22 protein-coding genes are annotated in these 23821 nt (G+C 55.4%); 12 read left to right on the top strand and 10 right to left on the bottom strand.

The genetic code is table 11. The annotated features are described in order from the left end of the window. Positions 1-77 precede the first annotated feature (77 nt). Positions 78-1043 carry a glycosyltransferase family A protein gene (locus tag ACQZ51_RS12970; RefSeq protein WP_448777758.1) on the top strand — a complete coding sequence of 322 codons (966 nt, stop codon included), beginning with the start codon at positions 78-80 and terminating at the stop codon, positions 1041-1043. A 38-nt stretch (positions 1044-1081) separates the two neighbouring features. Then, complete coding sequence (locus ACQZ51_RS12965) at positions 1082-2032, top strand: polysaccharide pyruvyl transferase family protein (protein WP_448777757.1); 951 nt, start codon at positions 1082-1084, stop codon at positions 2030-2032. Between the two features lie 21 nt (positions 2033-2053). Here ACQZ51_RS12965 and ACQZ51_RS12960 read toward each other — a convergent pair whose 3' ends face one another. After that, the gene (locus ACQZ51_RS12960) at positions 2054-3046 is read right to left on the bottom strand and encodes a glycosyltransferase family 2 protein (protein WP_448777755.1); all 993 of its coding nucleotides are present in this window, start codon (positions 3044-3046) and stop codon (positions 2054-2056) included. 120 nt (positions 3047-3166) lie between these two features. Next, positions 3167-3457 carry an exopolysaccharide production repressor protein gene (locus tag ACQZ51_RS12955; RefSeq protein ID WP_042616491.1) on the bottom strand — a complete coding sequence of 97 codons (291 nt, stop codon included), beginning with the start codon at positions 3455-3457 and terminating at the stop codon, positions 3167-3169. A 376-nt stretch (positions 3458-3833) separates the two neighbouring features. Between ACQZ51_RS12955 and ACQZ51_RS12950 the strand changes: the two genes are divergently transcribed. After that, positions 3834-4106: a DUF6074 family protein gene (locus ACQZ51_RS12950; RefSeq protein WP_448777753.1), complete on the top strand. Its 273-nt coding sequence runs from the start codon at positions 3834-3836 to the stop codon at positions 4104-4106. A 25-nt stretch (positions 4107-4131) separates the two neighbouring features. Here ACQZ51_RS12950 and ACQZ51_RS12945 read toward each other — a convergent pair whose 3' ends face one another. Next, a complete protein-coding gene (locus tag ACQZ51_RS12945) occupies positions 4132-5163 on the bottom strand; it encodes a LacI family DNA-binding transcriptional regulator (RefSeq protein WP_448777751.1) in 1032 nt (343 codons plus the stop codon). 161 nt (positions 5164-5324) lie between these two features. Between ACQZ51_RS12945 and ACQZ51_RS12940 the strand changes: the two genes are divergently transcribed. The 3 genes from ACQZ51_RS12940 to ACQZ51_RS12930 all read left to right on the top strand — a co-directional run bounded on the left by ACQZ51_RS12940 (position 5325) and on the right by ACQZ51_RS12930 (position 8909). Further along, entirely contained in the window at positions 5325-6851 is a 1527-nt protein-coding gene (locus tag ACQZ51_RS12940; protein WP_448777749.1) for a sugar ABC transporter ATP-binding protein, read from the top strand. Positions 6852-6886: 35 nt separating this feature from the next. Next, the gene (locus tag ACQZ51_RS12935) at positions 6887-7894 is read left to right on the top strand and encodes an ABC transporter permease (protein ID WP_448778325.1); all 1008 of its coding nucleotides are present in this window, start codon (positions 6887-6889) and stop codon (positions 7892-7894) included. Positions 7895-7961: 67 nt separating this feature from the next. Further along, positions 7962-8909: a substrate-binding domain-containing protein gene (locus tag ACQZ51_RS12930; protein ID WP_243257289.1), complete on the top strand. Its 948-nt coding sequence runs from the start codon at positions 7962-7964 to the stop codon at positions 8907-8909. 53 nt (positions 8910-8962) lie between these two features. Here the strand turns inward: ACQZ51_RS12930 and ACQZ51_RS12925 are convergent, their stop codons facing one another. The 3 genes from ACQZ51_RS12925 to ACQZ51_RS12915 all read right to left on the bottom strand — a co-directional run bounded on the left by ACQZ51_RS12925 (position 8963) and on the right by ACQZ51_RS12915 (position 14334). Beyond that, entirely contained in the window at positions 8963-10216 is a 1254-nt protein-coding gene (locus ACQZ51_RS12925; RefSeq protein ID WP_448777747.1) for an NAD(P)/FAD-dependent oxidoreductase, read from the bottom strand. A gap of 88 nt (positions 10217-10304) precedes the next feature. Next, positions 10305-11831, bottom strand: coding sequence for a glycosyltransferase family 39 protein (locus tag ACQZ51_RS12920; protein WP_448777745.1), 1527 nt, complete (start codon positions 11829-11831; stop codon positions 10305-10307). A gap of 217 nt (positions 11832-12048) precedes the next feature. Then, positions 12049-14334: an NADP-dependent malic enzyme gene (locus ACQZ51_RS12915; RefSeq protein ID WP_448777743.1), complete on the bottom strand. Its 2286-nt coding sequence runs from the start codon at positions 14332-14334 to the stop codon at positions 12049-12051. 316 nt (positions 14335-14650) lie between these two features. On the opposite strand from ACQZ51_RS12915, the gene ACQZ51_RS12910 reads away from it, so the two are divergent. The 3 genes from ACQZ51_RS12910 to ACQZ51_RS12900 all read left to right on the top strand — a co-directional run bounded on the left by ACQZ51_RS12910 (position 14651) and on the right by ACQZ51_RS12900 (position 17265). Then, a complete protein-coding gene (locus ACQZ51_RS12910) occupies positions 14651-16081 on the top strand; it encodes a mannose-1-phosphate guanylyltransferase/mannose-6-phosphate isomerase (RefSeq protein ID WP_448777741.1) in 1431 nt (476 codons plus the stop codon). 169 nt (positions 16082-16250) lie between these two features. Then, the gene (locus tag ACQZ51_RS12905; protein ID WP_448777739.1) at positions 16251-16781 is read left to right on the top strand and encodes a DUF992 domain-containing protein; all 531 of its coding nucleotides are present in this window, start codon (positions 16251-16253) and stop codon (positions 16779-16781) included. Between the two features lie 100 nt (positions 16782-16881). Then, the gene (locus ACQZ51_RS12900) at positions 16882-17265 is read left to right on the top strand and encodes a c-type cytochrome (protein WP_448778323.1); all 384 of its coding nucleotides are present in this window, start codon (positions 16882-16884) and stop codon (positions 17263-17265) included. Positions 17266-17267: 2 nt separating this feature from the next. Here the strand turns inward: ACQZ51_RS12900 and recX are convergent, their stop codons facing one another. The 4 genes from recX to ACQZ51_RS12880 all read right to left on the bottom strand — a co-directional run bounded on the left by recX (position 17268) and on the right by ACQZ51_RS12880 (position 20671). After that, positions 17268-17822 (bottom strand): recombination regulator RecX, encoded by a 555-nt coding sequence (gene recX / locus ACQZ51_RS12895; protein ID WP_448777737.1) that lies wholly within the window; start codon positions 17820-17822, stop codon positions 17268-17270. A 64-nt stretch (positions 17823-17886) separates the two neighbouring features. Next, positions 17887-19140 (bottom strand): adenylate/guanylate cyclase domain-containing protein, encoded by a 1254-nt coding sequence (locus ACQZ51_RS12890; protein ID WP_448777735.1) that lies wholly within the window; start codon positions 19138-19140, stop codon positions 17887-17889. A 214-nt stretch (positions 19141-19354) separates the two neighbouring features. Then, entirely contained in the window at positions 19355-19585 is a 231-nt protein-coding gene (locus ACQZ51_RS12885) for a helix-turn-helix domain-containing protein (RefSeq protein ID WP_448777733.1), read from the bottom strand. 195 nt (positions 19586-19780) lie between these two features. After that, entirely contained in the window at positions 19781-20671 is an 891-nt protein-coding gene (locus tag ACQZ51_RS12880; protein WP_192064658.1) for a helix-turn-helix domain-containing protein, read from the bottom strand. 90 nt (positions 20672-20761) lie between these two features. Here ACQZ51_RS12880 and ACQZ51_RS12875 point away from each other — a divergent pair, with 90 nt between their 5' ends. From ACQZ51_RS12875 to ACQZ51_RS12865, 3 genes are all read left to right on the top strand, one after another. Continuing rightward, positions 20762-22036, top strand: a complete 1275-nt coding sequence (locus ACQZ51_RS12875) for an ABC transporter substrate-binding protein (protein WP_448777731.1) — start codon at positions 20762-20764, stop codon at positions 22034-22036. 78 nt (positions 22037-22114) lie between these two features. Then, the gene (locus ACQZ51_RS12870) at positions 22115-22975 is read left to right on the top strand and encodes a carbohydrate ABC transporter permease (RefSeq protein ID WP_243257272.1); all 861 of its coding nucleotides are present in this window, start codon (positions 22115-22117) and stop codon (positions 22973-22975) included. After that, on the top strand, positions 22972-23808 hold the full coding sequence (locus tag ACQZ51_RS12865; RefSeq protein ID WP_448777728.1) for a carbohydrate ABC transporter permease: 837 nt from the start codon (positions 22972-22974) through the stop codon (positions 23806-23808). The genes ACQZ51_RS12870 and ACQZ51_RS12865 overlap by 4 nt, the downstream gene beginning before the upstream one ends. Positions 23809-23821: the final 13 nt, after the last annotated feature.

Genomic DNA, 23821 nt, shown 5'->3' with positions numbered 1-23821 from the left:
GGCGGGGGGACTAGCCACTCATCGGGGCCGCTTATTATCGGGCCCGACACTTCTTGATCAACACAAGGGGCGAAACAATGGCGAAATTTACAGTCGTTATTCCTTATTATCAAAAGCAGCATGGCGTTCTTGGTCGTGCATTGGCATCAGTTTTTGCGCAGACTGTTCAGGATTTCGATCTCGTCATCGTTGACGACGAATCGCCCTATCCGGTTGAAAATGAAATTGCCGCTCTGAGCCAAGAGCAGCAAGATCGCATCAAGGTTGTCAAGCAGGCCAATGCGGGACCCGGCGGTGCACGCAATACGGGGCTCAATAATGTTCCGGCTGATACGGCCTATGTAGCGTTTCTTGATTCGGACGATATCTGGATACCTGACCACCTGAAAAATGCCGCCTACAGCCTCGAAACCTTCAGTGGCGAGTGCTACTGGGCATCAATGCAGGCGAGCGACGAGTTTTATTACCACTTCGCGATCTCCGAGCTGGAGAAAAACGAGGACGCGACCCGGCTTTCCGAATCGCCCAAGGTGATCGAACTGCCGGATCTGGCCAGCGTCATGCTGCGCAACTGGAGCTTCCTGCATCTCTCCTGCATGGTTATTGGCAGGCCCTTGTTCGAGAAGATCCGTTTCGATCCGATCTTGCGGCTTGCGGCAGAAGACGTTTTGTTTTTCTGCGATTGCATCATGGCATCCAAGCGCACGCTTCTGTGCGATGATGCGGGTGCGATGCGCGGTATGGGCGTGAACATTTTCCACAGCATCGACAATACCTCGCCGGAGTTCCTGCGACAGCAGTTCAATACCTGGGTGGCGCTGGATACGTTGCAGGGCCGTTTTGCGAAGCGTCCTGCCGATGTTGCATCCATTGCATCCTATAAAAACACGGCGCGCAAGCAGGCCCTGTGGAGCCAGGCAGGCAAATTGAAGCAGCGCAAAGCACCCGAGCTAGGCCTGTTGTTCAAATGGATGATGCGAGACCCGGCTATTTTGCGGGCAGCGCTCGAACTGGGAACTGGCAAATTCGCCCGCCCGAAATGAGCTGTGCTGCCAACCATATTTTCATTCAGGAGTAGTCCATGAAACCATATCACTGGGAATCGCATCACGGCAATTTTGGCGATGACCTCAACCTCTGGCTTTGGGATTTCCTTCTGCCGGGCCTGCGTGATGTCCACCCGGATGTGTTGCTGGTCGGCGTCGGTACCGTTCTCAACGATGTTCTTTTTCCACCCGCTCAGCGTAAACTTATCATCGGCAGCGGTTACGGCTACGGTGCGGTGCCGGATATTTCCAACAAGGAATTGTGGGATATTCGTTGCGTGCGCGGTGAAATGACCGCCGCAAAGCTAGGATTGCCAGCTGAAATGGGGATTGTGGACCCGGCGGTGATGGTAACCGAGATGCCGGACTTCAAAAATCTGCCCAAGCTGCACAAGAAGACGTTTATTCCCCATTGGGAATCGGCTGAATTCGGCATGTGGGAAACCGTCTGCGAACCTGCGGGGCTCACCTATCTTGATCCGCGTGGCGAGGCCAAGGCGGTTATCAAGCACATAGCACAGTCCGAATTCATTGTTGCCGAGTCCATGCACGGAGCCATTCTGGCAGATGCGTTTCGCGTGCCATGGGTTGCGGTCAGCACATCAACCTCGATCAACAGCTTCAAGTGGAGCGATTGGGCTGGCAGCGTGGGCACCAAATATGAGCCGCGCTACGTGCCTGTTTCAACCCGTGCCGAAGCAGCCAAGAAGGGTTCGAAATTCTGGGGCATGAGCTTCCCGCCACCACCACCGCCAGAGGTCGTCGACCAATCGTCCCATCACCATGACGGCGACGTGCTGGTGCGTCCGCAGACAGAACAGTTCTCGGTGAAAAAGCTGGCAAAGCAAGTCCTTGCCGCGCCTTCAACTCTGGCCTTGTGGCAAGCGAGCCGTGCCGAGCCCCGCCTTAGCCCGGATGGGCGGCTGGAAGAGCGCAAAGAGCGCTTTCAGGCTGTGCTGGAAACGATCAAGCGGGACTATTTCTAAACGCGAAAGACGCCGCTCGCCTTACTGGTTGAGCGGCGTTGCCCTCAGCAGATACCGGATATCTGCCACTTCAACGGGCTTTTTGCGGAAACGCGCAGTTTTGTCACGCCATAGACCCTGCGCAATCGCCGGCGCTGCCGATACCCGGTTCAGAGTGTGCGACAAGGCTCCGCCCAGACCATTTCTCGCCTTGGCATCCAGAAAGTCACGAAGCTCGAATTTCTCGCGAATGTGGCGCTCGTGCTCCTCAAGAGCCCGTTTTTCTTCAGGTGCCAATGGGTACTCAGCGAGTATTTTTCGATCCGCCTCGTAAAGTTGGAGCAAATCTTCGGTCCGGTGACGTCCGCTCAGCGAATCTCCACGCACGATGGCGCCATAGCCACAATTGCGGATCACCTTGTAGCGTGCTCCGCAGGCGAGCGCCCTGACATATAACTCGTAATCTTCGCCGAGGCGTAGGGCTTCATCATACCGCAAGCCATGTGTTTCGAGAAACGAGCGGCGGATGACGGGCTTGAGAAATCCGGTCTCACCGCGCTCAACGCCGCGCTTGGAAATGTTACCTTCAACAAATTCAACGAGCTTCAGAAAATGCGTTTCGGGGGCAAAATTTGCCGGCACCATGGAGGCAGCGCCTGCGACCGATTGCTTGATGAAGGCGATGTTATCCGCCACCAGATCCCAGTCATCATGCTCAAGCATTGCCGCAAAACGACCTGCGAAAAAGAAATCGTCAGCATCAAGAATGCTGATTAGAGGGGCCGTGGAGATTTGAATGGCATGATTGCGTGCAGCAGAGGGGCCGCGATTGACCTCGAAGCGTTCTACCTTCAGCCGACCTGTCCCATCACAGGATTGGGCAATGGCGGCAGTTGCGTCGGTCGAACCGTCGTCGATGACGACGACCTCAGCGACTTCAGGCTCTCTAAGGGCAGATTTGATCGCGGTCGCGATTGTGTCTGATGCGTTCTTCGCAGCGATAATCACACAGATCGATTGCAAGTCCCCGGCCATAAAAACTCCTGCGTCTTTGCGTTACCAATGTATTTAACGCAAAAAATGTCAGGCGTATGGAGGTCCAAGCGTTATTTCACACCTGCAAAAATTTCCAGGGTATGGGCGAAAGATGGAAACTCAGAGATCACTCAATTTCGGGCTGTGGGTCGGCACAACCGTAATGCTTTCAGCAACGGACTTATCCAACGCTGGCGGAACATCTTTCTTGAAGCCGAAGCTTGCATTCATTCGGCGTTTTTCTTTCGCGACAAGAACGACAACGCCGATGAAGTATCCGACCTGAATGATGACAAGACAGATCAATGTCTGAATAAGGCTAGTGAAGAATGAGCCATGAATAATGTACGTCGCAACAGCGAAAACCAGCAAGGCGCACATCATGCTGATGAAAACGCGCGGGGCGTACATATTATTCTCCTCCGCTAAGCATTGCCTCCCTGTAGAGAAATGCATTTTTCTAGCCTTCTTTTCACCTGATAATATTACGAAATGCGTGCCATTTCAACAAAGTTATACTTCCCTTAATGCGTGCAGGATGAAACTTTGGTAATCTTTGTTGGTAAAATTTTCCCGAATTTGTTCTGTTTCGCCATTCTTCAGCGTCTGTTGCCTGCCTTTCGGGTCTCAGGGTTGAGAAAGCATTAAATTGCACTGGTCCCCATCGCCTTCATCAAGGTGCTGCGTGGTTGCAGACGTTCTTTGCCGCAGAAGTGTTCTGTAGACTTCGTTAACTATGTCACGGGTAAAGATAGGGGAGTGATTCCCGAAGATGTAAGGTGTGCGTGTGACAAAGCGTTCAGAAGTAATTGCGTTTCCTGCCAAAAACCGCGTCGCAGACATCAAGCGATGTGTTCAGGCCCTTCAGGTTACCCACGGCGAAGAGGCAAACCGTTTCTGGCGGGATGAGTGCCGGGCGCTTGCCACACGTCTCACCAATCTTGGTTATGACGAACCTGCCATGCGCCATGAAGTTATGGAATTTCAGGCTGCCGTTCAGTCTCAGCTTCTATGGGCAGCTTGCCAGCAGGCCGAGCCAGCACGTCGCGACGCGAACTAAAACCAAGGTCGCGCTTCCGGGTTTGTTATTTCTGGGCCAATCGTCTGGCGGGCGCAGCAACAGAATTGCGAACAATGAGGTCCGGAGTCAGCAGTATCTCAGGCTGATCTGCCTTTTGCCCGCCAAGCAGGTCTAGCAACAGTGCCATGGCGTGTTTGCCAATGGATGTTCTGGGCTGGCGGATGGTTGTCAGGGCAGGGTTCATGAACACGGCTTGAGGGATATCGTCAAAGCCGGTGACGGAAAAGTCATTGGGAATATCATAGCCACGCGCTGTGAGGCCGATCATGACACCGATTGCGGTTTGATCATTCACGCACATGAAAGCCGTTGGTAGCGTATCGCGCATGAAAAGTTGCTCTATAGCCAGCCGTCCGCTTTCCAGCGTGCCATCACCTTCGACAATCATGGCCGGGTTGGGCGACAGGCCGGCGGCATTCAAACCCTCATCATATCCCTTGCGACGTCTGGCATAGGCAAGACGAACGCGGGAATCGCCGATGAAAGCAATTTGCTTATGCCCCTCGGCGATCAGCATATCGATCACCTTGCGCGCACCGGCCGTGTCATCCACGCCCACATAGGGTATGCCGCCATTATAGATCGGTTCGAACACCCCTACACTAGGCGGTAGACGGGCGGTCATGGCCTGGTGTCCAAAGGGCAAAATGCCGGTGAACAGGATTAAACCCGCTGCTTGGTTCGAGTTGAGAAACTTCAGATATTCCAACCCGCGTTGCGCGTCATTCTGTGTGTGACCGATCAGGACGCCGTAACCGTGCGAGCGTGCTTCGTTCTCTAAACCGACGAGAATGTTGGAAAAATTCGGATCGCCAATATCGGGCGCAACAACCAGGATCATGTTGGAGCGACCCAGCCGCAGGCTGCGCGCCATTGCATTTGTCGTGTAGCCGGTCACGGCGATGGCCTGATTGACCTTTAGCCGCGTTGAAGTCGCGACTTTTTCAGGATTGTGGATCGCCCGCGAAACGGTCGCGATGGAAACCTCCGCAATTCTGGCAACGTCTTCAATGGTGGCGGGTGAGGAAGTGGACAAGGAAGGCCTCGGATATGTGCGTGCCGGGACACTACACAGACAGGGCGATGCGTCAAAGCAGATAACGCCAAATCTGTGGAATGATAAGAATGTAAACCTTTACATCATCTGTGTAAAGGTTTACATCAGCCTCTAGACGAGGGAGACGTCTGGAGGAAATCATGGGTGAGGACATGTCTGAAGGCGGCACTATAGTGCTGTCTGCGCGTCGGATTTCAAAATCATTTAACAGTGTACAAGTGCTTTTCAGTGTCAATTTTGATCTGAAGGCCGGTGAAATCCACGCATTGATGGGTGAAAACGGCGCGGGAAAGTCGACACTCGTCAAGGTTCTCTCGGGCTTTGAGCAGCCAAGCAGCGGTGAGATCTTGCTTGATGGCGCCCCCATAAAGCTTCCAGCCAATGGGCTTGCCGAAGCGCTGGGTATCGTCATCATTCACCAGGAATTCAATCTGGCCGAACACCTGACGGTAAGCGAAAGCCTGTTTCTCGGTCGGGAGCTGACGCGGTTCGGCGTGCTGGATCGCAAGGCCATGCGTTCTGAAACCCGCAGAGTTCTTGATCAGCTCGGGTGCCATGTCGATGAAAATGCGCTGATTGGCACGTTGTCGGTCGCCGAAAAGCAGATGGTCGAGATTGCCAAGGCCATTAGCCGCGATGCACGCATCGTCTTCATGGATGAACCAACGGCGGTGTTGTCTCGGGATGAAACCAATTATCTGTTCCAGCAGGTCCGCAAATTGCGCGACAAGGGCACAAGCTTCGTATTCGTATCTCACAAGCTGGATGAGGTCATGGAGCTGACGGACCGTGTCACGGTTTTGCGTGATGGCCACTGGGTCAAGACAGCACCGACATCCATGCTGGATGGTGAAGCCATCGCCCAATTGATGGTGGGTCGGGAACTCGCCAGCCTCTATCCGGCCAAGCGCGAGCCTGATGTTGATGAAAAGGTGGTCCTCAGCGTCACCGGATTGTCCACGCGCTATGTGCAAGACGCGAGTTTTGAGCTTCGTCGCGGCGAAATCATCGGTTTTTCAGGGCTGATCGGATCTGGTCGGACCGAACTTGCCGAAGCCATCGTTGGTCTGCGGGGCCGCTCCTCGGGCGAGGTCATCGTCAACGACAAAGTCCTGCCGCCGCATGACTTGCACGCGGCGATCGATGCCGGACTTGCCTATATGACCAAGGACAGGAAATCGAAGGGACTGCTGCTGAATTCCGGGATGGCGCTGAACCTGACGCTGCAATCTCTCGAACGGCACGGAAAGTTTGGCTATCTCAGCGCATCCAGCGAAGCGAATTCGCTCGAGCGGGCGCGTCGCCGCTTCGATATTCGCGTGCGCGATGGCAGTGTGGTCGTCGGGCGCATGTCTGGCGGCAACCAGCAGAAGTTGTTGCTGGCCAAGGTCATGGAGACCGAGCCCAAAATCATCATCATCGATGAGCCGACGCGAGGCATCGACGTGGGTACGAAACAGCAAATCTACCATTTCATTTCTGCTCTGGCGCGGGATGGCCATTCGGTCGTGGTCGTGTCGTCGGAAATGCAGGAGGTCATCGGTCTGTGCACGCGCGTTGCCGTGATGCGGGAAGGCCGCATCGTGGGGATGCTGGAAGGCGATGAAATCAATGAGCGGGAAATCATGCGTTATGCGGCGGGTCTGAAATCTAAGGCAGCAGCATAGCGACGGTGTTACAGGGCGGGAGGTCTGTTTTGGGTATCAGTGAGAGTGAAGACGGCAAGGAAAGACGGGCGAAGCGGTCGCTCCGCGATATAGATCTGCGGGCGGTTGCCCCCTTCGTTGCGTTGTTCTTGCTGTTGATTGTCGGTGCCATGGTCAATCCGAATTTCATCAGCATCAACAATCTTGCCAATGTGGCGACGAGAAGTGCATTCATCGCTATCATTGCTGTGGGCGCTACATTCGTGATTTCGGCCGGTGATCTGGATTTGTCGGTCGGCTCGATGGTTGCCTTCGTTGCCAGTCTTATGATCCTTCTTATGAACTCTGGCGCAGTCTCCGACCCGGCGCTGATGCTGGTTCTGGCCGTCGTATTCACGCTTGTCGCCGGTTCGCTGTGCGGCCTTGCGAACGGGTTGATCACAACCGTCGGCAGGATCGAACCTTTCATCGCAACGCTTGGCACTATGGGTGTCTTTCGTGGTTTGACGACCTGGCTATCGCAGGGTGGGGCCATCACGCTTCGCGATCCGCAAGTGCAGACAATGTACAGGCCAGTCTATTTCGGTTCGTTTCTCGGTATGCCGATCCCCATTCTGGTCATCCTGATCGTCACGGCCATTGCGGCTTTCATTCTTTATCGCACGCGCTATGGACGCCACGTAACGGCGGTTGGCTCTAACCGGGATGTCGCCAAATATTCCGGCGTCTCTGTCAACCGCGTCCGCACGATTGCATTTGTCATTCAGGGCCTCTGCGTGGCCATCGCGGTGCTGCTCTATGTGCCGCGCCTTGGCTCCACCTCAGCAACAACAGGCATGATGTGGGAATTGCAGGCCATCACCGCTGTTGTGGTTGGCGGTACGGCGCTGAAGGGCGGCGCGGGCCGGGTGTGGGGCACCATCTGCGGCGCGTTTATTCTGGAACTCGTCGGCAACATCATGCTGCTATCGAACTTCATCAGCGAATATCTGATCGGCGCAATACAGGGCGCGATCATCATTATCGCGATGCTCGTACAACGATCGCTGATGAGGCGATCATAGAGTTACCGGGTCTACGGGTCGCCCGGGTGAGGAAACCAAGACCTTTGTTGATGTGGGAGGAAGACACATGCGAAAAAGACTATTGGGAGTGACTGTTGCGCTCTTGGCGCTGGCAGGAGGAGCGCAGGCGCAGGACAAGAAGGTGACGATCGGTGTTTCCATTCCAGCCGCCGACCATGGCTGGACGTCTGGCGTGGTCTACCATGCCGAGCGCGTTGCGAAACTTTTGATGGCGGAGCATCCCGGCCTGAATGTCATCGTCAAGACATCGCCTGATGCTGCGACACAGGCAAATGCGGTGCAGGATCTGGAGACACAGGGCATCGACGCCTTGGTCATCCTGCCATCTGACCCTGATCCGCTGGTCAACGCGATCAAGCAGGTCAAGGACAATGGAAAGTTTGTGGCACTGGTGGACCGTGCGCCAAGCGTCAACGACGACACTGTTCGTGATCTCTATGTTGCTGGCAACAACCCGGCTCTGGGTGAAGTCGCCGGTAAGTACATTGCAGACACCACACCAGAAGCCCAGGTCGTTGTCATCAGAGGTTTGCCGATCCCTATCGACCAGCAGCGTCAGGATGGCTTCGACAAGGGTATTGCCGGGTCGAAGGTAAAAATTCTTGAGCGCCAGTTTGGTAACTGGAACCGCGATGATGCTTTCAAGGTGATGCAGGACTATCTGACGAAGTATCCCAAGATCGATGTTGTCTGGTGCCAGGATGACGATATGGCTGTTGGCGTATTGCAGGCCATCGAGCAGGCAAAGCGCACAGACATCCAATACGTTGTTGCCGGTGCAGGTTCCAAGGATATGATCAAGAAGGTCATGGATGGCGACAAGATGATCCCCGTCGACGTTCTCTATCCGCCAGCCATGGTGGCAACTGCAATGCAGCTTACCGCCGCCAACTTCTATGACCAGGTGCCTGTTCGCGGAACCTATATTCTGGACGCGACACTCGTCACGAAGGAAAATGCCGAGAGCTTCTACTTCCCGGATTCACCGTTCTGATATCTCAAACGAAGCAAGGCCCGTTCGAAAGAGCGGGCCTTTTTTCTGTTCGATCAGGCAAAGCGACTTGCGCGGAATGGGTCGATGGAGATGGATGTTTCCGCGCCTGTTGCAAGTTCGGTCACGAGCTTTGCTGTGGCCGCAGACTGCGTTAGTCCGAGATGACCGTGGCCAAAGGCATAAATCACGGAACTGCTGGCACGCGACGTGCCGATAACAGGAAGGCAATCCGGCATAGATGGCCGGAAGCCCATCCATTGCTGGCCGCCCTCGGTTTTCAAACCGGGCAGGAATTTCCCGGCCTTTTTCAGCATCGCCTCGGAGCGACGGAAGTTTGCCGGCAATTCAAGGCCGCCCAACTCCACGGCACCGCCAACGCGGATGCCGGATGAGAGCGGCGTGACAACGAATGCGTGGTCGTTAAAATAGATCTGGCGCGTGAGATTGAATGAACCTGCTGGCAGCGTGGTGTTGTAGCCACGCTCGGTTTCCAGCGGCACTGGATTTTCTAGGGACGCAGCAAGAGGTTTGGACCAGGCGCCGCACGCAACCACAACCTTGTCTGCGGCAAGTTTTTCACCGTTGGAAAGCGTCACAATCGTGCTTTCGCCGATGGTCTCGATGCGAACGGCCTCGCCTTTGCGCAGGCTCGCGCCACGCGAGATGACTAGATCGGCAATCGCCCTCGTGAATTCATAGGGGTCGCCCACCTGCAAACCTGCCGGTGTAAACACGCCGTGTTGGAACTGCGGCGCGAGACCGGATTGCAGGCGGTCGATATCTGCTCTGCCAATTCGGGAGAGGGAAATCCCGGCGCGTTCTTTCTCGTCCCAATCTCTTTGGGCCGCATCAAAGCTTGCCTTTGTATCGTAGAGATCCAGCGTACCGGTATTGGTGATGTGATGGGCCAGTTCGGGCATTGCGGCCACTGCCTGCATTTCAGTGGCGGCCAGGCGCATCATGTTTTTCTGAACGGCAAGGCCATGCTGGAACTTGCGCGGAGAACTGGCCTGCCAGAAGCGCCAGAGCCAGGGCATGATTTTCAATGCGTAAGCAGGCGGTACGCTCAGCGGACCGAGAGGATCCATCAGCCACTTCGGCGCTTTTTTCATGACGCCCGGGGCAGCGATTGGAATGATCTCAGGAAAGGCAAGAATGCCCGCATTGCCGGAACTTGCGCCTCGCGCGATCTCGCCGCGCTCAAGAAACGTGACGCTCTTGCCCGCATTCTGCAGATACAAGGCCGACATGGCACCGATAATGCCGGTGCCGATGACGAGAACGTCGCATTTTTCTGAAGATTTCATCGAAGCATCCCAAGAGTTGATAGGATGAGATAGCAAGTTAAATGCAAACTGTCGACATAACGTGAGGCGTAATGCTGTGCGACTTTGCCTATTGCTCGATGTCTGAAGGCCGAACCACGGCATATTTGAACCGCATCGTCTTGTCCTTCACCGGATAGTAGAAAGGCAAATCGAGGCTTGATATTGGCACAACCTTGACCTTGACCTTCAACTGATCCTCAATCCATGTCGAGAGCGGAGAAAGTTGATTGTCGTCGCCAACCCAAACGAGAAGCGCCGGATGCTCATCGGAAATCGCGAATTGAGGATCGTAATCGTCATAGGTTGTGGTGGCGACAGGCACATCGCTGAAAATAAAGCGCAGGTTTCCGCCGGTCGGCCAGTTGGGCGTGATGATGACGGATGGAGATAGTTTTTCGGTATCGACGATCTGACGCTCGAAAGCTTTCCAGTTGTAGTTCGAATTGGAGGTGCGCCCGAGCGCTGCCATGACAGGGTGCGCGAGGAGCAATGCAATGGGAATAATGACCATCGCTATGAGAGGAATTGGCAAGAACCTGGCAATGAAACGCTGGGGGTCAGCAAGGTAACGCTCGAGATAAAGTGCCGCCAGAATGGGCGCAGGTATCAGCAGCGGCAGTAGCCATCTGTCCCGCAATTCGGTCATCGTCGTCATCAAGATGACGATCGTCATCAATGCGGCGATGGCAATGAAATAGTAGAGGAAAAAGCGAAACCAAACACTTTGTGTTTGTTTTAGAATCTTCTTTTCCGCACGCATCCCAAGCCAAAGCAGCAATGCTGGTATGGCAATGATGACCAGCGAGCCTGAGATGAAGCGGGCAAGGCCCCGAGCGATCTGCAAAAATCGGCTTTCGGGCGCGTCTTCAGCCATCCGCTTAAGGGTGACTTCTGAGGCAAAAACAAGGTTATCCATCAACCAGAAAAGATGGGGCAGAAATACAAGCATACTCGCGAGAACCGTCAGCGCGAAGCGCTTGTCCAGCAGACGGTCACGACCCTGTGGGTGAAACCACACTGCGGCCAGCAGAGCAGGCAGAGCCAAGGCGAAATTGTATTTCGAGAGCATTCCAAGGCCCGCGATCAGCCCAACAAGAACGTAACCGGCAACGGTGGGGCGCTTTATCAGTCTTATGCTGCAATAAATCAGTGACACGAAGGTCAGCATCAGCATCGCAGTGTGCGTCAGATCTCGCTGCGCCTGCCAGAAAACCTGCGGGATGATGAAAAGTGCGAGAGCGGAAACGACCACGAAGCGCTTGTTTTCGAGCACCAGTTCAGCGGTTTTTATGTAAACGGCGAAGGTAAGGAACAGAATGAGGTTTTTTGCAAAGGCAATCGTCCACATCGACATGCCGAACAGCGCGAAGATTCCCTGCTGATACCAGTTGTACAGGGGAGGCTGGGCATCGTAGCCGAGAGCAAGCCATTGCGCAAAAAGCACCTGCTGGGCCTCATCGACCCGCAATGTGGCAGGAGTAAACTGACGTATGACGATCTGGAGCAGAAAATATGCACCAAAAAGCGCAATGACTGCGTTTGGCTTTTCGGCAAGGGCGTTGAACAGGCGTTTCGGTGTCCCGGCTACTTTCACTGTTGTTCTTGTGCCTGCCTGTTTCTCATATATGTGCATGCCCTATCCGTCTTGATGCCACGTGGCAATCTAGTGCGCCGGGCTGATTGCGGTGTCAAATCCGAACTATGTGGCGGAACCATGAAGCTATGCCGCACTCCAGAATAATATTTGGTTGGTGCGTGGGCTCGCTGCGGGCAGGAGAGGGCGCCCCGGTTTGAGGGGGGCGCCATGTTTATTAGCCAGCATTATAGGCCGCGATGGCAGCCATGTTGACAATGTCGCTGTCCTTTGCGCCCATCGCCGTGATCTGCACAGATTTGTCGAGCCCTACGAGAAGGGGGCCGATAACCGTTGCGCCACCGAGTTCCTGCAACATTTTGGTCGATATGGATGCCGAGTGAATTGCAGGCATGACGAGGACGTTAGCCGGGCCCGAAAGGCCGGAGAAGGGGTACTGGCTCTGCATTTTCTGATAATTCAGGGCCACGTCCGCGGCCATCTCACCATCGACTTCGAAATTGACGTTGCGCTTGTCAAGAATCCGCACAGCTTCGCGGACCTTCTCCGAACGCTCACCGAGCGGATGTCCGAATGTGGAATAGGCCAGCATGGCCACGCGTGGCTCATAACCGAAACGGCGGGCAAGGCCAGCGGCCTCTACGGCGATATCGGCCAGATCTTCCGCTGACGGCATGTCGTGAACGGCGGTATCCGCGACAAAGACGGTGCGATTTCGCGAAACGACCAGCGAAACCCCGATGACGCGGTGGCCTGGCTTCGTATTGATGCAACGGCGGACATCTTCAAGCGCGGTGGAGTAGTTGCGCGTCGTGCCGGTTACCATGGCATCCGCATCGCCCATCGCCACCATGCAGGCCGCGAAATGGTTGCGGTCATTGTGAACGAGGCGCTGGACGTCGCGCAGCAGATAGCCCTGGCGCTGCAGACGTGCGTAGAGGTAATCAATGTACACATCGACACGCTCGGAAAGTCGGGCATTGGTGATCTGGATCGTCGGCCGGTCCAGATCGATGCCCGCACGTTCGGCGTTTGCCCGTATGATATCATCTCGGCCAAGCAGGATTGCCGTGCCAAGACCCTGCGCCGTAAAGGAGATGGCAGCACGCATGACCTGCTCTTCTTCAGCCTCGGCAAACACGACGCGCTTGGGCGAACGGCGGACACGTTCATAGAGCCGCTGGGTTGTCGACGCCATGGGATCACGGCGAGCGGAAAGCTCACGAGCGTAGGCGTCAAGATCGGCTATTCCCTTGCGGGCAACGCCCGTCTCCATTGCGGCACGCGCCACAGCAACAGGAATTGCCGAGATCAGGCGCGGGTCGAAGGGAACAGGAATGATGTATTGGGCCCCGAAGCGCGGGCGCACACCCTGATACGCTGCCGCCACATCATCAGGCACATCTTCGCGGGCAAGGTCTGCCAGCGCCTTTGCGGCAGCGATCTTCATGGCATCGTTGATCTGGCTGGCGCGCACATCCAGCGCACCGCGGAAGATATAGGGGAAGCCCAGAACGTTGTTAACCTGATTGGGGTAGTCGGAGCGCCCTGTCGCCATGATGGCGTCATCACGGATCCGCGCAACTTCTTCCGGCGTAATTTCCGGGTCAGGGTTGGCCATGGCGAAAATAATCGGCCTTGGAGCCATGGACCGGATCATGTCTTCGCTGAAGGCACCCTTCTGGGACAGGCCAAACACGACGTCCGCACCTTCCATAGCCTCAGCGAGCGTGCGGCTGTCGGTTTTGGCGGCGTGGGCGGATTTCCACTGATTCATGCCCTCGGTGCGACCCTGATAGATCACGCCCTTCGTGTCACAGAGCGTGATATTGGCAGGGTTGAAACCCATTGCCTTGATCAGGTCCATACATGCGATGGCAGCAGCGCCCGCGCCATTGCAGACGAGTTTCGTGGTCTTGAAATCACGCCCTGTCAGTTCGATTGCGTTGATCAGGCCGGCTGCTGCAATGATGGCCGTGCCATGCTGGTCATCATGGAAAACGGGAATATCCATGATTTCGCGCAGGCGGCTTTCAATGATGAAACATTCCGGCGCCTTGATATCTTCCAGATTGATGCCACCGAATGAGGGACCCAGATAGCGCACGCAGTTGATGAATTCATCGGCATTTTCTGTATCGACCTCGAGATCGATGGAATCGACATCTGCGAAGCGCTTGAACAGAACCGACTTGCCTTCCATCACGGGCTTTGAGGCGAGCGCGCCCAGGTTGCCGAGACCCAAAATCGCGGTTCCATTGGAAATGACCGCGACCATGTTTCCGCGTGTCGTATAATCATAGGCCAGATCGGGGTTTTCAGCGATTGCCTTTACGGGAACAGCCACGCCCGGAGAATAGGCGAGCGAGAGATCGCGCTGGGTCGCCATCGGTTTGGTGGGGGTTATCTCCAGCTTTCCCGGTCTGCCCTGCGAGTGGAAGTCCAGAGCCTCCTGATCTGTCACAGATGTTTTGCCCGTCGCGGAGTTGGTTTTGTCTGGCATGTCCCCACCCAAAATTCGTTGATTTTTAAATTCTGGACGTAGTTATGGTGATATCGAAGGGAGTGCCAAGCCTCGAACCCCGATTCACGTCGTAAAATGACAGATTCATGCCGGCATCGAACACTTCAATCGATTAGCCGTTCCCGATTGATCGGAACCACAGCGGGTTGTGGTCGTTCGCATCATACGGCTTGGTGCAAACGGCAGCAGCGATGCAGGACATGGTTGTGAGAATGCGACCTTGGCAATGGCGGTCACACATGTTTTGCTTATGGCCGTTACGAGATAAAGCATTGGAATTTTGAAAGGGCATGACGTGAGCGCACAAAACAGAAGAATTATCCCCGTACTTCTGGCAGGCGGGGCTGGATCGCGTTTGTGGCCGGTTTCGCGGGACCAGTTGCCAAAACAGTTTCAGCCATTGGTTGGCGAATTCTCGACCTACCAACAGACGCTGATGCGCGTCAGCGACGAGACGGTCTATGACGAGCCCTATGTCATCACAAACGAAGATTTCCGCTTCTTTGCACTCCGGCAGGCAGAAGAGGTGAATATTCCTGCGACCGTCGTGCTGGAACCGGCCCGGCGTGACAGCGCAGCCGCCATGGCGGCGGCCGCCGTGCTTGCGGAAAAACGCGAGCCGGGCTCCCTCGTTCTTGCATTGGCCGCGGACCACGTGGTTCTCGACAATGACAAGTTTACAGATGCCGTCAGGCTCGGTGCGGAGGCGGCGGAACAGGGCAACATCGTCGTCTTCGGCCTCACGCCAACAGAGCCTCGCACGTCCTACGGCTATATCAATCCCGGCCAGCCGATCGGTGGCAATGAAGATCTGTGCATGGTTGAGGCCTTCGTTGAAAAGCCTGATGAGGAGACAGCCATCTCCTATGTCGAGAAGGGCTATCTCTGGAATTCTGGTAACTTCCTGTTCAGATCAGATGTGATGATTGCGGAGCTTGCCGCCCATGCTCCCGAAATTCTGGAGGCGGTGACACGCTCCGTGGAGAACTTCAAGAGCGACCTTGGTTTCGTCAGGCTGGATAAGGAAAGCTTCGAAGCCTCGCCCAAGAACTCCATCGATTACGCCGTGATTGAAAACACGAAGCGGATGGCCGTCGTGCGCGGTCATTTCCGCTGGTCGGATATCGGCAGCTGGGATGCGATATGGGAAATTGCCGACAAGCAGGAAAACGGCAACGCGGTTGAAGGTCAGGGCATATTCATCGACTCGGAGGGGTGCCTCATTCACTCCAACAGCCTTCTGACGACCGTGGTCGGTGCAAAGGATCTGATGGTCGTGGCCACCAAAGACGCTGTTCTGGTCATGCCGAAGGATAGGGTGCAAAGCGTCAAGGGTCTTGTCGAGACGTTGAAAGAGAGTGACCACGCCCGCAAGACCGAGATTCATCGGCGCGCCTATCGTCCATGGGGGCACATCGAGCAAACAGATTCCGGTGCGCGATACCGGGTCAGTCACCTCAAGGTGGAGCCAGGTCATAAGATTTCGCTGCAGCAGCATTACCACCGATCGGAACACTGGATCATCGTTCGCGGCACGGCAACGGTAACGCTTGGAGACACGACGCAGCTGTTGACCGAGAATCAGTCCATCTACATTCCGATCGGCGCGCAACACCGTTTGGCCAATGATGGAAAAATTCCGCTGGAGATCATCGAAATCCAGACTGGGTCCTATTTTGGAGACGACGATATCATCCGTTTACAGGACGACTACAAGCGCGACTGAGATAGCATCTCATATAACCGTCGAGACTATCTGTGGCACCGTCAGACGCGATTGATGCCTTAAATGGATCGTTTTTGCGGAACAAACGTTATGACGTTGCCATTCATGATCCGAATTGGGTACGCGGGGCTGCTGCGGACATAAGAAGATCAAACAGGAGAAAAAAAGAATGAAAAAGGCTTTAGCCGTAACTTTCGCCGCAATGACACTGGGCCTCGGTGGAACTGCAAGCGCAATCGCTGCCGACATGACCTATTCTGCACCTGTAGTGCAGGATCAGGATGACCGTAACGGCGTCAAAATCGGCTATCTGACCTGCGAAGTCGGCGGCGGCGTTGGCTATGTCATCGGCTCGTCCAAGGAACTTGATTGCACGTTCCAGTCGACCATAGGCGCTCGTCGCACAGACCACTACAGCGGTGCGATTCGCAAGATGGGCGTAGACCTTGGCTTTACGACGCAGGGTCGCCTCGTCTGGGCCGTATTCGCCCCGACAGCTGGATATCACCGCGGCTCGCTCGGCGGCCTCTATCAGGGTGCCACAGCTGAAGCCACCCTGGGTCTCGGCGTCGGTGCCAACGTGCTGGTTGGCGGCACAGCCGGCTCCATCCAGCTCCAGACCATCAGCGTAACAGGTCAGGTCGGCCTCAATCTCGCGGCAACCGGCACATCGGTGACGCTGACGCCGACCAACGGTTGATCCTCAAAAAGTCAATCTGACGCATACAACCTTGCGCCCTTTTCGTCGTATGATGAAAAGGGCGTTTTGGTTTCAGAAGCGGAGCTTTGGTTAGATGGTGATGATGCGCGCATGCCTATCCGGTGTTTTGGTTCTGTTTTCCCTCACCACGCCATTTGCTGAGGGCGACCCTGCAAAAGGTGAGCGGTCATTCAGCAAATGTTCTGCCTGCCACAGTATCGATAACCCGCGCACGCGCCTGGGCCCGCATTTGATGGGCGTCGTCGGGAGGCCTGCCGGTTCAGTCGCGGACTACAACTATTCCGTCGCGATGAAGGATGCTGGAGCGAACGGAATGGTCTGGACGGAAGATAATCTAGGGGCATTCCTTTATAGCCCAAAGAAACTTGTGCCCGGCACGTCCATGCGGTTCTTTGGGCTTTGGAGCGAGGAAGAGATCAACGATCTGATCGCCTATATGAAAACAGTGCCAGCTCCGCAGTAAACTTACAGGGCTTGTTGACCATCGAGAATGGCTTCGGCTTCATCCGCACTCATCCTGTAGACGCGGCTTGCGATTTCAAAGCTGTAACCGTTTCGGGCAAATGCCGAGATTTCCTTGTTCATCCTCTTCTGGTCCGCTTCTTCGCGGCGGAAGGGTCCGAAGCGGCGCTTGCGTGCCATGATGACGGCGGAATAGAGATCGTCGGTGTCAACGAGCGCCTGCTCGGTGATCTCAGGTGCGACACCTTTCATTTTGAGTTTCTGGGCTATAGCTCGGCGGGATTTCCCCCCGCGTATGGCTGAGCGTGTCGCGATTTCGGCATAGGCAACGTCATCCAGCGCCTTGATGTCATAAGCAAACTTTACGGCTGCATGGCCCAGCGCCTCGATCTGTTCGGGGCTAATCTCTTCGAATTTCTGTTTTGCCTTGCGGGTTATGGCATCAAACAGCTGCCGCTCCGTCATCATGCGCCGCTCCAGCCGGTAAATCGTGGAGTTGCGCACCCATGTCAGCATTCTTGCAGTGGGAGCAGTGGGTATGTCTGCTTCTTCCGTCACCGGGCCGTTTCCTGTCGATTGCTAACGCGTTCTGCCAGTCGTCTAAAGGAAATGGCGGTCGATGTTAATTCTCAATCACGGCCTCTTCGACGATTTCCGGCTCGGGCAACGCATAGACGTTGATGGATGTATCAAGGCCGCGAAGTTTGTGTTCGCCCAATCTCTCAAACGCTCTGACCTCGCCCGCCAGTTCAATGAAAGCTTCCGACATCAGGACCGGGCGCTTGAGTGTCTTTGTCAGCGTTTCCAGCCTGGACGCAATGTTGACCGCTGGGCCGATCACGGTGAAGTCCAGCCTGCTCTTCGAGCCAATATTCCCATACATGACATCCCCGACATGGACGCCGATGCCGTAGCCGAGCGGGTCATGGCCACTCTCACGAATGGTCACGTTCAGCGCCTTCAACTGAACCTGTGCCTTTTCGATGGCGGTAATCATGTTGGAGCAGGCGTCTGGATTGTTCAGCGGAAAGATTGCCAGCAGTCCATCGCCCATGAATTTCAGGATTTCCCCGCCGAATTCTTCAATCGGGTCCGACATGGCGTCGAAGAAGGCATTCAGCAGATCAATGACATCGTCTCGCGGCCACATGTCCGAGATTTGCGTGAAATCGCGAAGGTCGCAAATCAGGATCGCGGCGCCAACGGTCATGCCACTGCCACGCCGCGTCGCGCCATCGAGAATGGCCTGACCCGCATGCGGCCCGACATAGGTTTCCAGAAGTGTACGAGCGATCCGGTTTTTCAGCCGGATTTCCGAAACGAGCGAAAAAGCAGGGATGAGTGTCCGAAGGAGCTCGATCTCTGCGTCCGTAAAGCCGCCATGCATGTCGCTGCAAAACGTCACGACATGTCGTTTGTTGAGAGTGTGCTTGAGCGGCCATGCGCAATATTCTGTCAGACCCTGAGCGCGAAGCTCGGTATAAATCCCCGGTTCCCCAGAAACCGGTGCCGTGTCCAGGCGATAGCGTATTTCGGCAGTTCCGGACTGAACAGCATAAACAGGACTATTCAGATACTCTGCGCTGCTCTCCATGCCATAAGGGTAGGTCGTGAACTCCGCTTCGTTCAGTCCTCTCGACCACAACATGCGCGCCCCCCGCCATTGCGGATGGTCGACCAGAAAATTGATCGTGCCCCGTGCCACAGAGATACCTGCGTCGTTCAGTCGTTGGCACAGTTCGACGAGAAGATTGTCAATGAAACGTTGATCGCTGGTTTCCATTACGAGCCAGTTCAGGATCGCGGATCGCTTCGACGGCCAAAGGATATCGGAGGGTAATGATGGAGACAGGTCAGCGGTGTTTGCGTCTGTCATGGATATCTCACAGTCATGGCTACTTTTATGCGCGCAATCATTGATCGTGCGCCGGATAATAGCCCTGCATGTGGTAAGGAGAAATCTAATTTGTAATAGGTGTCAGGAAAAACGCTCGTGAGATAAAAGCTAGTCCCAGCCCGTCCTGCAAAGATTAAGAAACTCATGCGCGACGGGCAGGGCGTGGCCTTTTTATAAAAAGAACAGAAAAGCCTTAGACGGCCTGAGCAAGCGGGATTTGCAACGCCGCTGCGACACGCTGAATGTGGGAAGGATTGATATCCGTGCCGTCTTCCAGTGCGACGATTTCTTCAGTCGTCAATCCGCACGTAATTGCCAGTTGCTCGACTGTGTAACCACATTCGCCTCTGGCTGCGGAAATCTTGGCCGCGAAAGGCGCATCCGTCCGATCACCGGAATGGGGCTGAGAAACAGATATTGTCATTATAATCTCCCTAGAATGGACATTGAATGGAACCGGGGTCCAGCGGAGTGACCGGCCTATAATGTAGCCGCGTTGCGTAAGGAGAGGCTATGCTGCAACGCAGCACGGAAAATAGCCATCTTTCCCGCCGGAGCAACAGTTAAATTTTCGTAAGAATTGCGTGCGAGTTTTTGCAGCGGGAAAGCGGAGTGGCGATCACAACGTGTTGTTGAAGCGCATATCGCGACGAAAATCCGATGGCGACATGCCTGCCACCTGTCGAAATGCCTTGTTGAAGGCGCTAACCGATCCGAAGCCGCTCTCCATCGCCACCTGCAGAATATTGTCGTTGTCCTTGATGAGCATGGCCTGTGCGCGAGACAGGCGCAGCAACGTTAGATACTTGATCAAGGTCATTCCTGTAGATTTTCGAAACAGGTTCATGGCGTATTTGGGGTGGAGGCTGGCAGAGCGGGCAATGTCTGTCGCGTCGATATCCTCGAGAAAATTTGCGGCGATGAAGTCGCACATGCGCACGACGCTGGCCGAGCTGGTGCTTTCTGCATCGCCGGATTTCACGTCGCGAGACTGCGGCGATATGACGGTGTAGGGCTCCAGAAACATGCGCTCCACCCGCAGAAGCAACTCTTCCACTGCATTTTCCGCCTTCAGCGGATCACCTGATTTTGCATAGCGAAACCACCGTGAAAAGTTTTCCTCGTCGGACGGATCGGTAACAGAGGTTACCATCGTGGCGCCGCCAATCAGCTTGGCCGAGACGGCCACAGGTAGACGCATGCGGAAGAAATGAACCAGTGGCAGATGGGCGCCTGCGTAAAAGGAATCGTCTGACGACCAGTCCATTCTGTGTGCCTGCCCACCCCAGAACAGGCATATCTGCCCCGCATCCAGTTGCAAGGCATGGTCCCCCATTCGGTAATGGACACTGCCCGAAGTGATGTAGTTCACTTCGATCTGCGCATGCCAGTGCGGCATCAGCATAATGGATGGATGAGCCCGGAAAAACTCCAACCGGTTGGGCGCGCCCTCGATGCTGCTGGCACCCGGCTGATAAATCGCTCTACCCTCGACCTTACTTTCCGCCAAATCGATGTTCCCAATTTACGAGACAGAATTTCAAGTCCGGCTAATCTGCCCGTGTCGTTGGAGGACGGCAATTGAAAAGGGAGGTTTTCAATGAATTTCAAATTTATCGGCGCGTCTGTCTCGCTGGCACTCATGGCTGCTGCACCGGCTGCCGCACAATCAACCACTGTTACCGTTTGGAGCTGGAACGTCGCCGCGTCTGCTTTGAAGTCCACACTTGAGGGCTTCAACAAGAAGTACCCCGATATCAAGGTGGATGTTCAGGATCTGGGCAACAATCAGGTGTATGACAAGGCGCTGGCGGCCTGCGCGGCTGGTGGGCAAGGCTTGCCGGATATCGTGACCGTCGAAAACTATGAAGCCGAGGTCTTCTGGAACCGTTTCCCGGACTGCTTCACAGACGCCACAAAGCTTGGTTACACGCCTGAGAAGCAGGCACTGTTCCCGGAATTCAAGCGCACAGAGCTTGAAATCGACGGCGTGGCCTATGCTGTGCCGTGGGATAGCGGCCCGGTGACCATGTACTACCGCCGTGACTACTACGAAAAAGCAGGCGTTGATCCCCTAACGATCAAGACCTGGGATGATTTCATTGCCGCCGGAAAGAAGGTCATGGCGGCCAATCCCGGCACAGTCATGACACAGGCCGATTTCAACGGTGATAGCGAATGGTTCCGCATGATCTCCAATGAGCAGGGATGCGGTTACTTTTCGACCGATGGCCAGAGCATAACCATCAACCAGCCCGCCTGTGTGGCAACGCTGGAAAAGCTCAAGCAGATGAAAGATGCAGGCATCATCACTGCGGCCATCTGGGACGAGAAAATCCAGTCCAACTCAGCCGGAAAAGTCGCCACGCAAATGTATGGCGGCTGGTATGAGGGCACCATTCGGTCCGGCTCCCCCGATCTGGCTGGCAAATGGGGCGTCTATCCGATGCCGAGCCTCACCGCAGATGGCCCCCACGCAGCCAATCTCGGTGGTTCGTCGCTGGCCATAAGCTCGGCCTCTCAAAACAAGGAAGCGGCATGGAAGTTTGTGGATTATGCGCTTTTGACCAATGAGGGTCAGGTGACCATGCTGAAATCCTTTGGTCTGGTGCCATCTTTGCTCACGGCGGACAAGGACGCCTTCGCCAAGGAAGCGCAGCCCTATTGGGGTGGGCAGGCGATTTGGGCCGACATTCTGGCAACGCTGCCGAAAATCGTGCCCAGCCGCGGCACTGCCTTTCAGTCTGATGCCGAAGGCATCTACCGCGTAACGCAGACCAAGTATCTGGCAGGCGGCTTCCCTGATGCGAAGACCGCGCTCGATGATGCCGCCAAGCAGATCGAATCGGCAACAGGCGTGCCGATCGCAGAATAGTCTCCCAAGCCGACCGTTGCCGGGCGCCCATCTCACGGGCGTCCGGCTCCCATAACCCTCTGGCTTTGTGAGGTCGAAATGCCTTTGCGCAATAGGGTCGCCTATGCCTTTCTGGCACCGTATCTTCTGATTTTCACGACATTCTGGCTTTGGCCGATCATCAGTTCCTTCCTGATGTCCTTCCAGAATACGCGCATTAATCCCTGGCGTTTCGCGCCATCCATGAACTGGGGACGATTGATCGGCGATCCCGCATTCTACAATGCGCTGCAGAATACGCTTATCATTCTCATCGTGCAGGTGCCTGTCATGATTGCGCTCGCCACCATCATGGCGGTGCTGTTGAATTCGCCGCTCCTCAAGGCACGCCCGCTCTATCGCTTCGCCTTTTTTGCGCCAGTTGTGGTTGGTGAGGTGGCCTATGCCGCCGTGTTCAGGCTGATGTTTTCAGCCGATTTCGGCATCATCAACAAGCTCATCACGTCAGTGGGTCTCGCCCCTATCGCGTGGTTCGATAATTCCACCGCAGCCATGGCGCTCATCATCATTGCCGTCACATGGCGCTGGGCGGGGTACAACGCCATCATCATTCTGGCCGGGCTTCAGTCCATTCCGGGCGATGTCTATGAAGCGGCGACGCTGGATCATGTCAGCAAGCGCCAGCAATTCTTGCATATCACGCTGCCGCTGCTCAAGCCCATAATCCTGTTCTGCGTTGTTTTGTCCGTCATCGGAACGATGCAGCTGTTTACCGAACCCTTCCTTATTACCAACAGAGGCGGTCCGGGTGGGGCAACCGAAACGCTTGGCATTTTCCTGTATCGGCAAGGCTTCACGTCGCTCAACTTCGGCTACGCATCGGCAATCGCCTATACGATTGCAGCGCTTGCCGTCGTTATCTCCATGTTCAACCTGTGGATCGGGAGGGAAGCGAAATGAGATCGAAGTCCAAGTCCCTGCTGTGGCAGAAAATCGCGCTGCATGCCGCCTTGACGCCGCTTGCCATCATCTGGCTGTTTCCCATCTGGATGATGTTCATCTTTTCCACCATGCCCGATCAAGGCATTTTCAGCCCCGAGATCGTGCTGCTGCCCTCGACCCATTTTATGGAGAATTTCCGCAACCTTCAGGCAGATACGGATTTCCTGCGCGCTCTGTTCATCTCCATCGGCGTTGCGGTGATTTATACGGTCCTGTCCGTGATGCTGACATCCATGGCTGGCTGGGCTCTGGCGCGATACCGCTTTGCTGGTCGCAGCGTCGTGGTCGCGATTATCCTGGGAACGATTACGCTGCCCTATGCTGTCGTGGTCATTCCGCAGTTCATCATGGTGGCGCGGGAATTCAAGCTTGCCAACACATGGGTCGCGCTCATCGTGCCGCCCCTGTTCAATTCGCTCGGCGTGCTCTTCATGCGGCAATCATTTTCCATGATGCCAAATGAGCTTTTCGATGCGGCCCGTGTCGAAGGCGTCAAGGAGTGGCAGATATTCCTGCGCATCGCCTTGCCGCTGGCGCGCCCCACCATGGCGGCATTGTCGATCATTCTCTTTCTTGCCTCGTGGAACAACTACCTTTGGCCGCTGCTGGTCAACTCACAGCCAGGCATGATGACGGCACCCGTTGCGCTCGGCACCTTGATCGGCCTCACCAAAGTCTCCTGGGGCGGCATCATGGCGGGTGCCATGCTGCTCACCGCGCCCATCCTCGTCATCTTCGTGCTGTTGCAGCGCCATTTCATCGCTGGCATCTCTGCCGGCGCCGTCAAGTAATCCGGGAGAAACC

This window comes from Agrobacterium sp. CG674 (assembly GCF_053521645.1).
The sequence above is the reverse complement of the archived record's forward strand: the minus strand, read 5'-3'. Positions and strand labels throughout refer to the sequence as shown.

What these genes read in the sequence shown, in the direction of transcription:
- ACQZ51_RS12940 (WP_448777749.1), top strand. Translation starts at nt 5,325, where the DNA reads ATGGGTGAGGACATGTCTGAAGGCGGCACTATAGTGCTGTCTGCGCGT.
- ACQZ51_RS12955 (WP_042616491.1), bottom strand. Translation starts at nt 3,457, where the DNA reads ATGTACGCCCCGCGCGTTTTCATCAGCATGATGTGCGCCTTGCTGGTT.
- ACQZ51_RS12925 (WP_448777747.1), bottom strand. Translation starts at nt 10,216, where the DNA reads ATGAAATCTTCAGAAAAATGCGACGTTCTCGTCATCGGCACCGGCATT.
- ACQZ51_RS12970 (WP_448777758.1), top strand. Translation starts at nt 78, where the DNA reads ATGGCGAAATTTACAGTCGTTATTCCTTATTATCAAAAGCAGCATGGC.
- ACQZ51_RS12900 (WP_448778323.1), top strand. Translation starts at nt 16,882, where the DNA reads ATGATGCGCGCATGCCTATCCGGTGTTTTGGTTCTGTTTTCCCTCACC.
- ACQZ51_RS12915 (WP_448777743.1), bottom strand. Translation starts at nt 14,334, where the DNA reads ATGCCAGACAAAACCAACTCCGCGACGGGCAAAACATCTGTGACAGAT.
- ACQZ51_RS12930 (WP_243257289.1), top strand. Translation starts at nt 7,962, where the DNA reads ATGCGAAAAAGACTATTGGGAGTGACTGTTGCGCTCTTGGCGCTGGCA.
- ACQZ51_RS12960 (WP_448777755.1), bottom strand. Translation starts at nt 3,046, where the DNA reads ATGGCCGGGGACTTGCAATCGATCTGTGTGATTATCGCTGCGAAGAAC.
- ACQZ51_RS12870 (WP_243257272.1), top strand. Translation starts at nt 22,115, where the DNA reads ATGCCTTTGCGCAATAGGGTCGCCTATGCCTTTCTGGCACCGTATCTT.
- ACQZ51_RS12890 (WP_448777735.1), bottom strand. Translation starts at nt 19,140, where the DNA reads ATGACAGACGCAAACACCGCTGACCTGTCTCCATCATTACCCTCCGAT.
- ACQZ51_RS12885 (WP_448777733.1), bottom strand. Translation starts at nt 19,585, where the DNA reads ATGACAATATCTGTTTCTCAGCCCCATTCCGGTGATCGGACGGATGCG.
- ACQZ51_RS12865 (WP_448777728.1), top strand. Translation starts at nt 22,972, where the DNA reads ATGAGATCGAAGTCCAAGTCCCTGCTGTGGCAGAAAATCGCGCTGCAT.
- ACQZ51_RS12875 (WP_448777731.1), top strand. Translation starts at nt 20,762, where the DNA reads ATGAATTTCAAATTTATCGGCGCGTCTGTCTCGCTGGCACTCATGGCT.
- ACQZ51_RS12965 (WP_448777757.1), top strand. Translation starts at nt 1,082, where the DNA reads ATGAAACCATATCACTGGGAATCGCATCACGGCAATTTTGGCGATGAC.
- ACQZ51_RS12905 (WP_448777739.1), top strand. Translation starts at nt 16,251, where the DNA reads ATGAAAAAGGCTTTAGCCGTAACTTTCGCCGCAATGACACTGGGCCTC.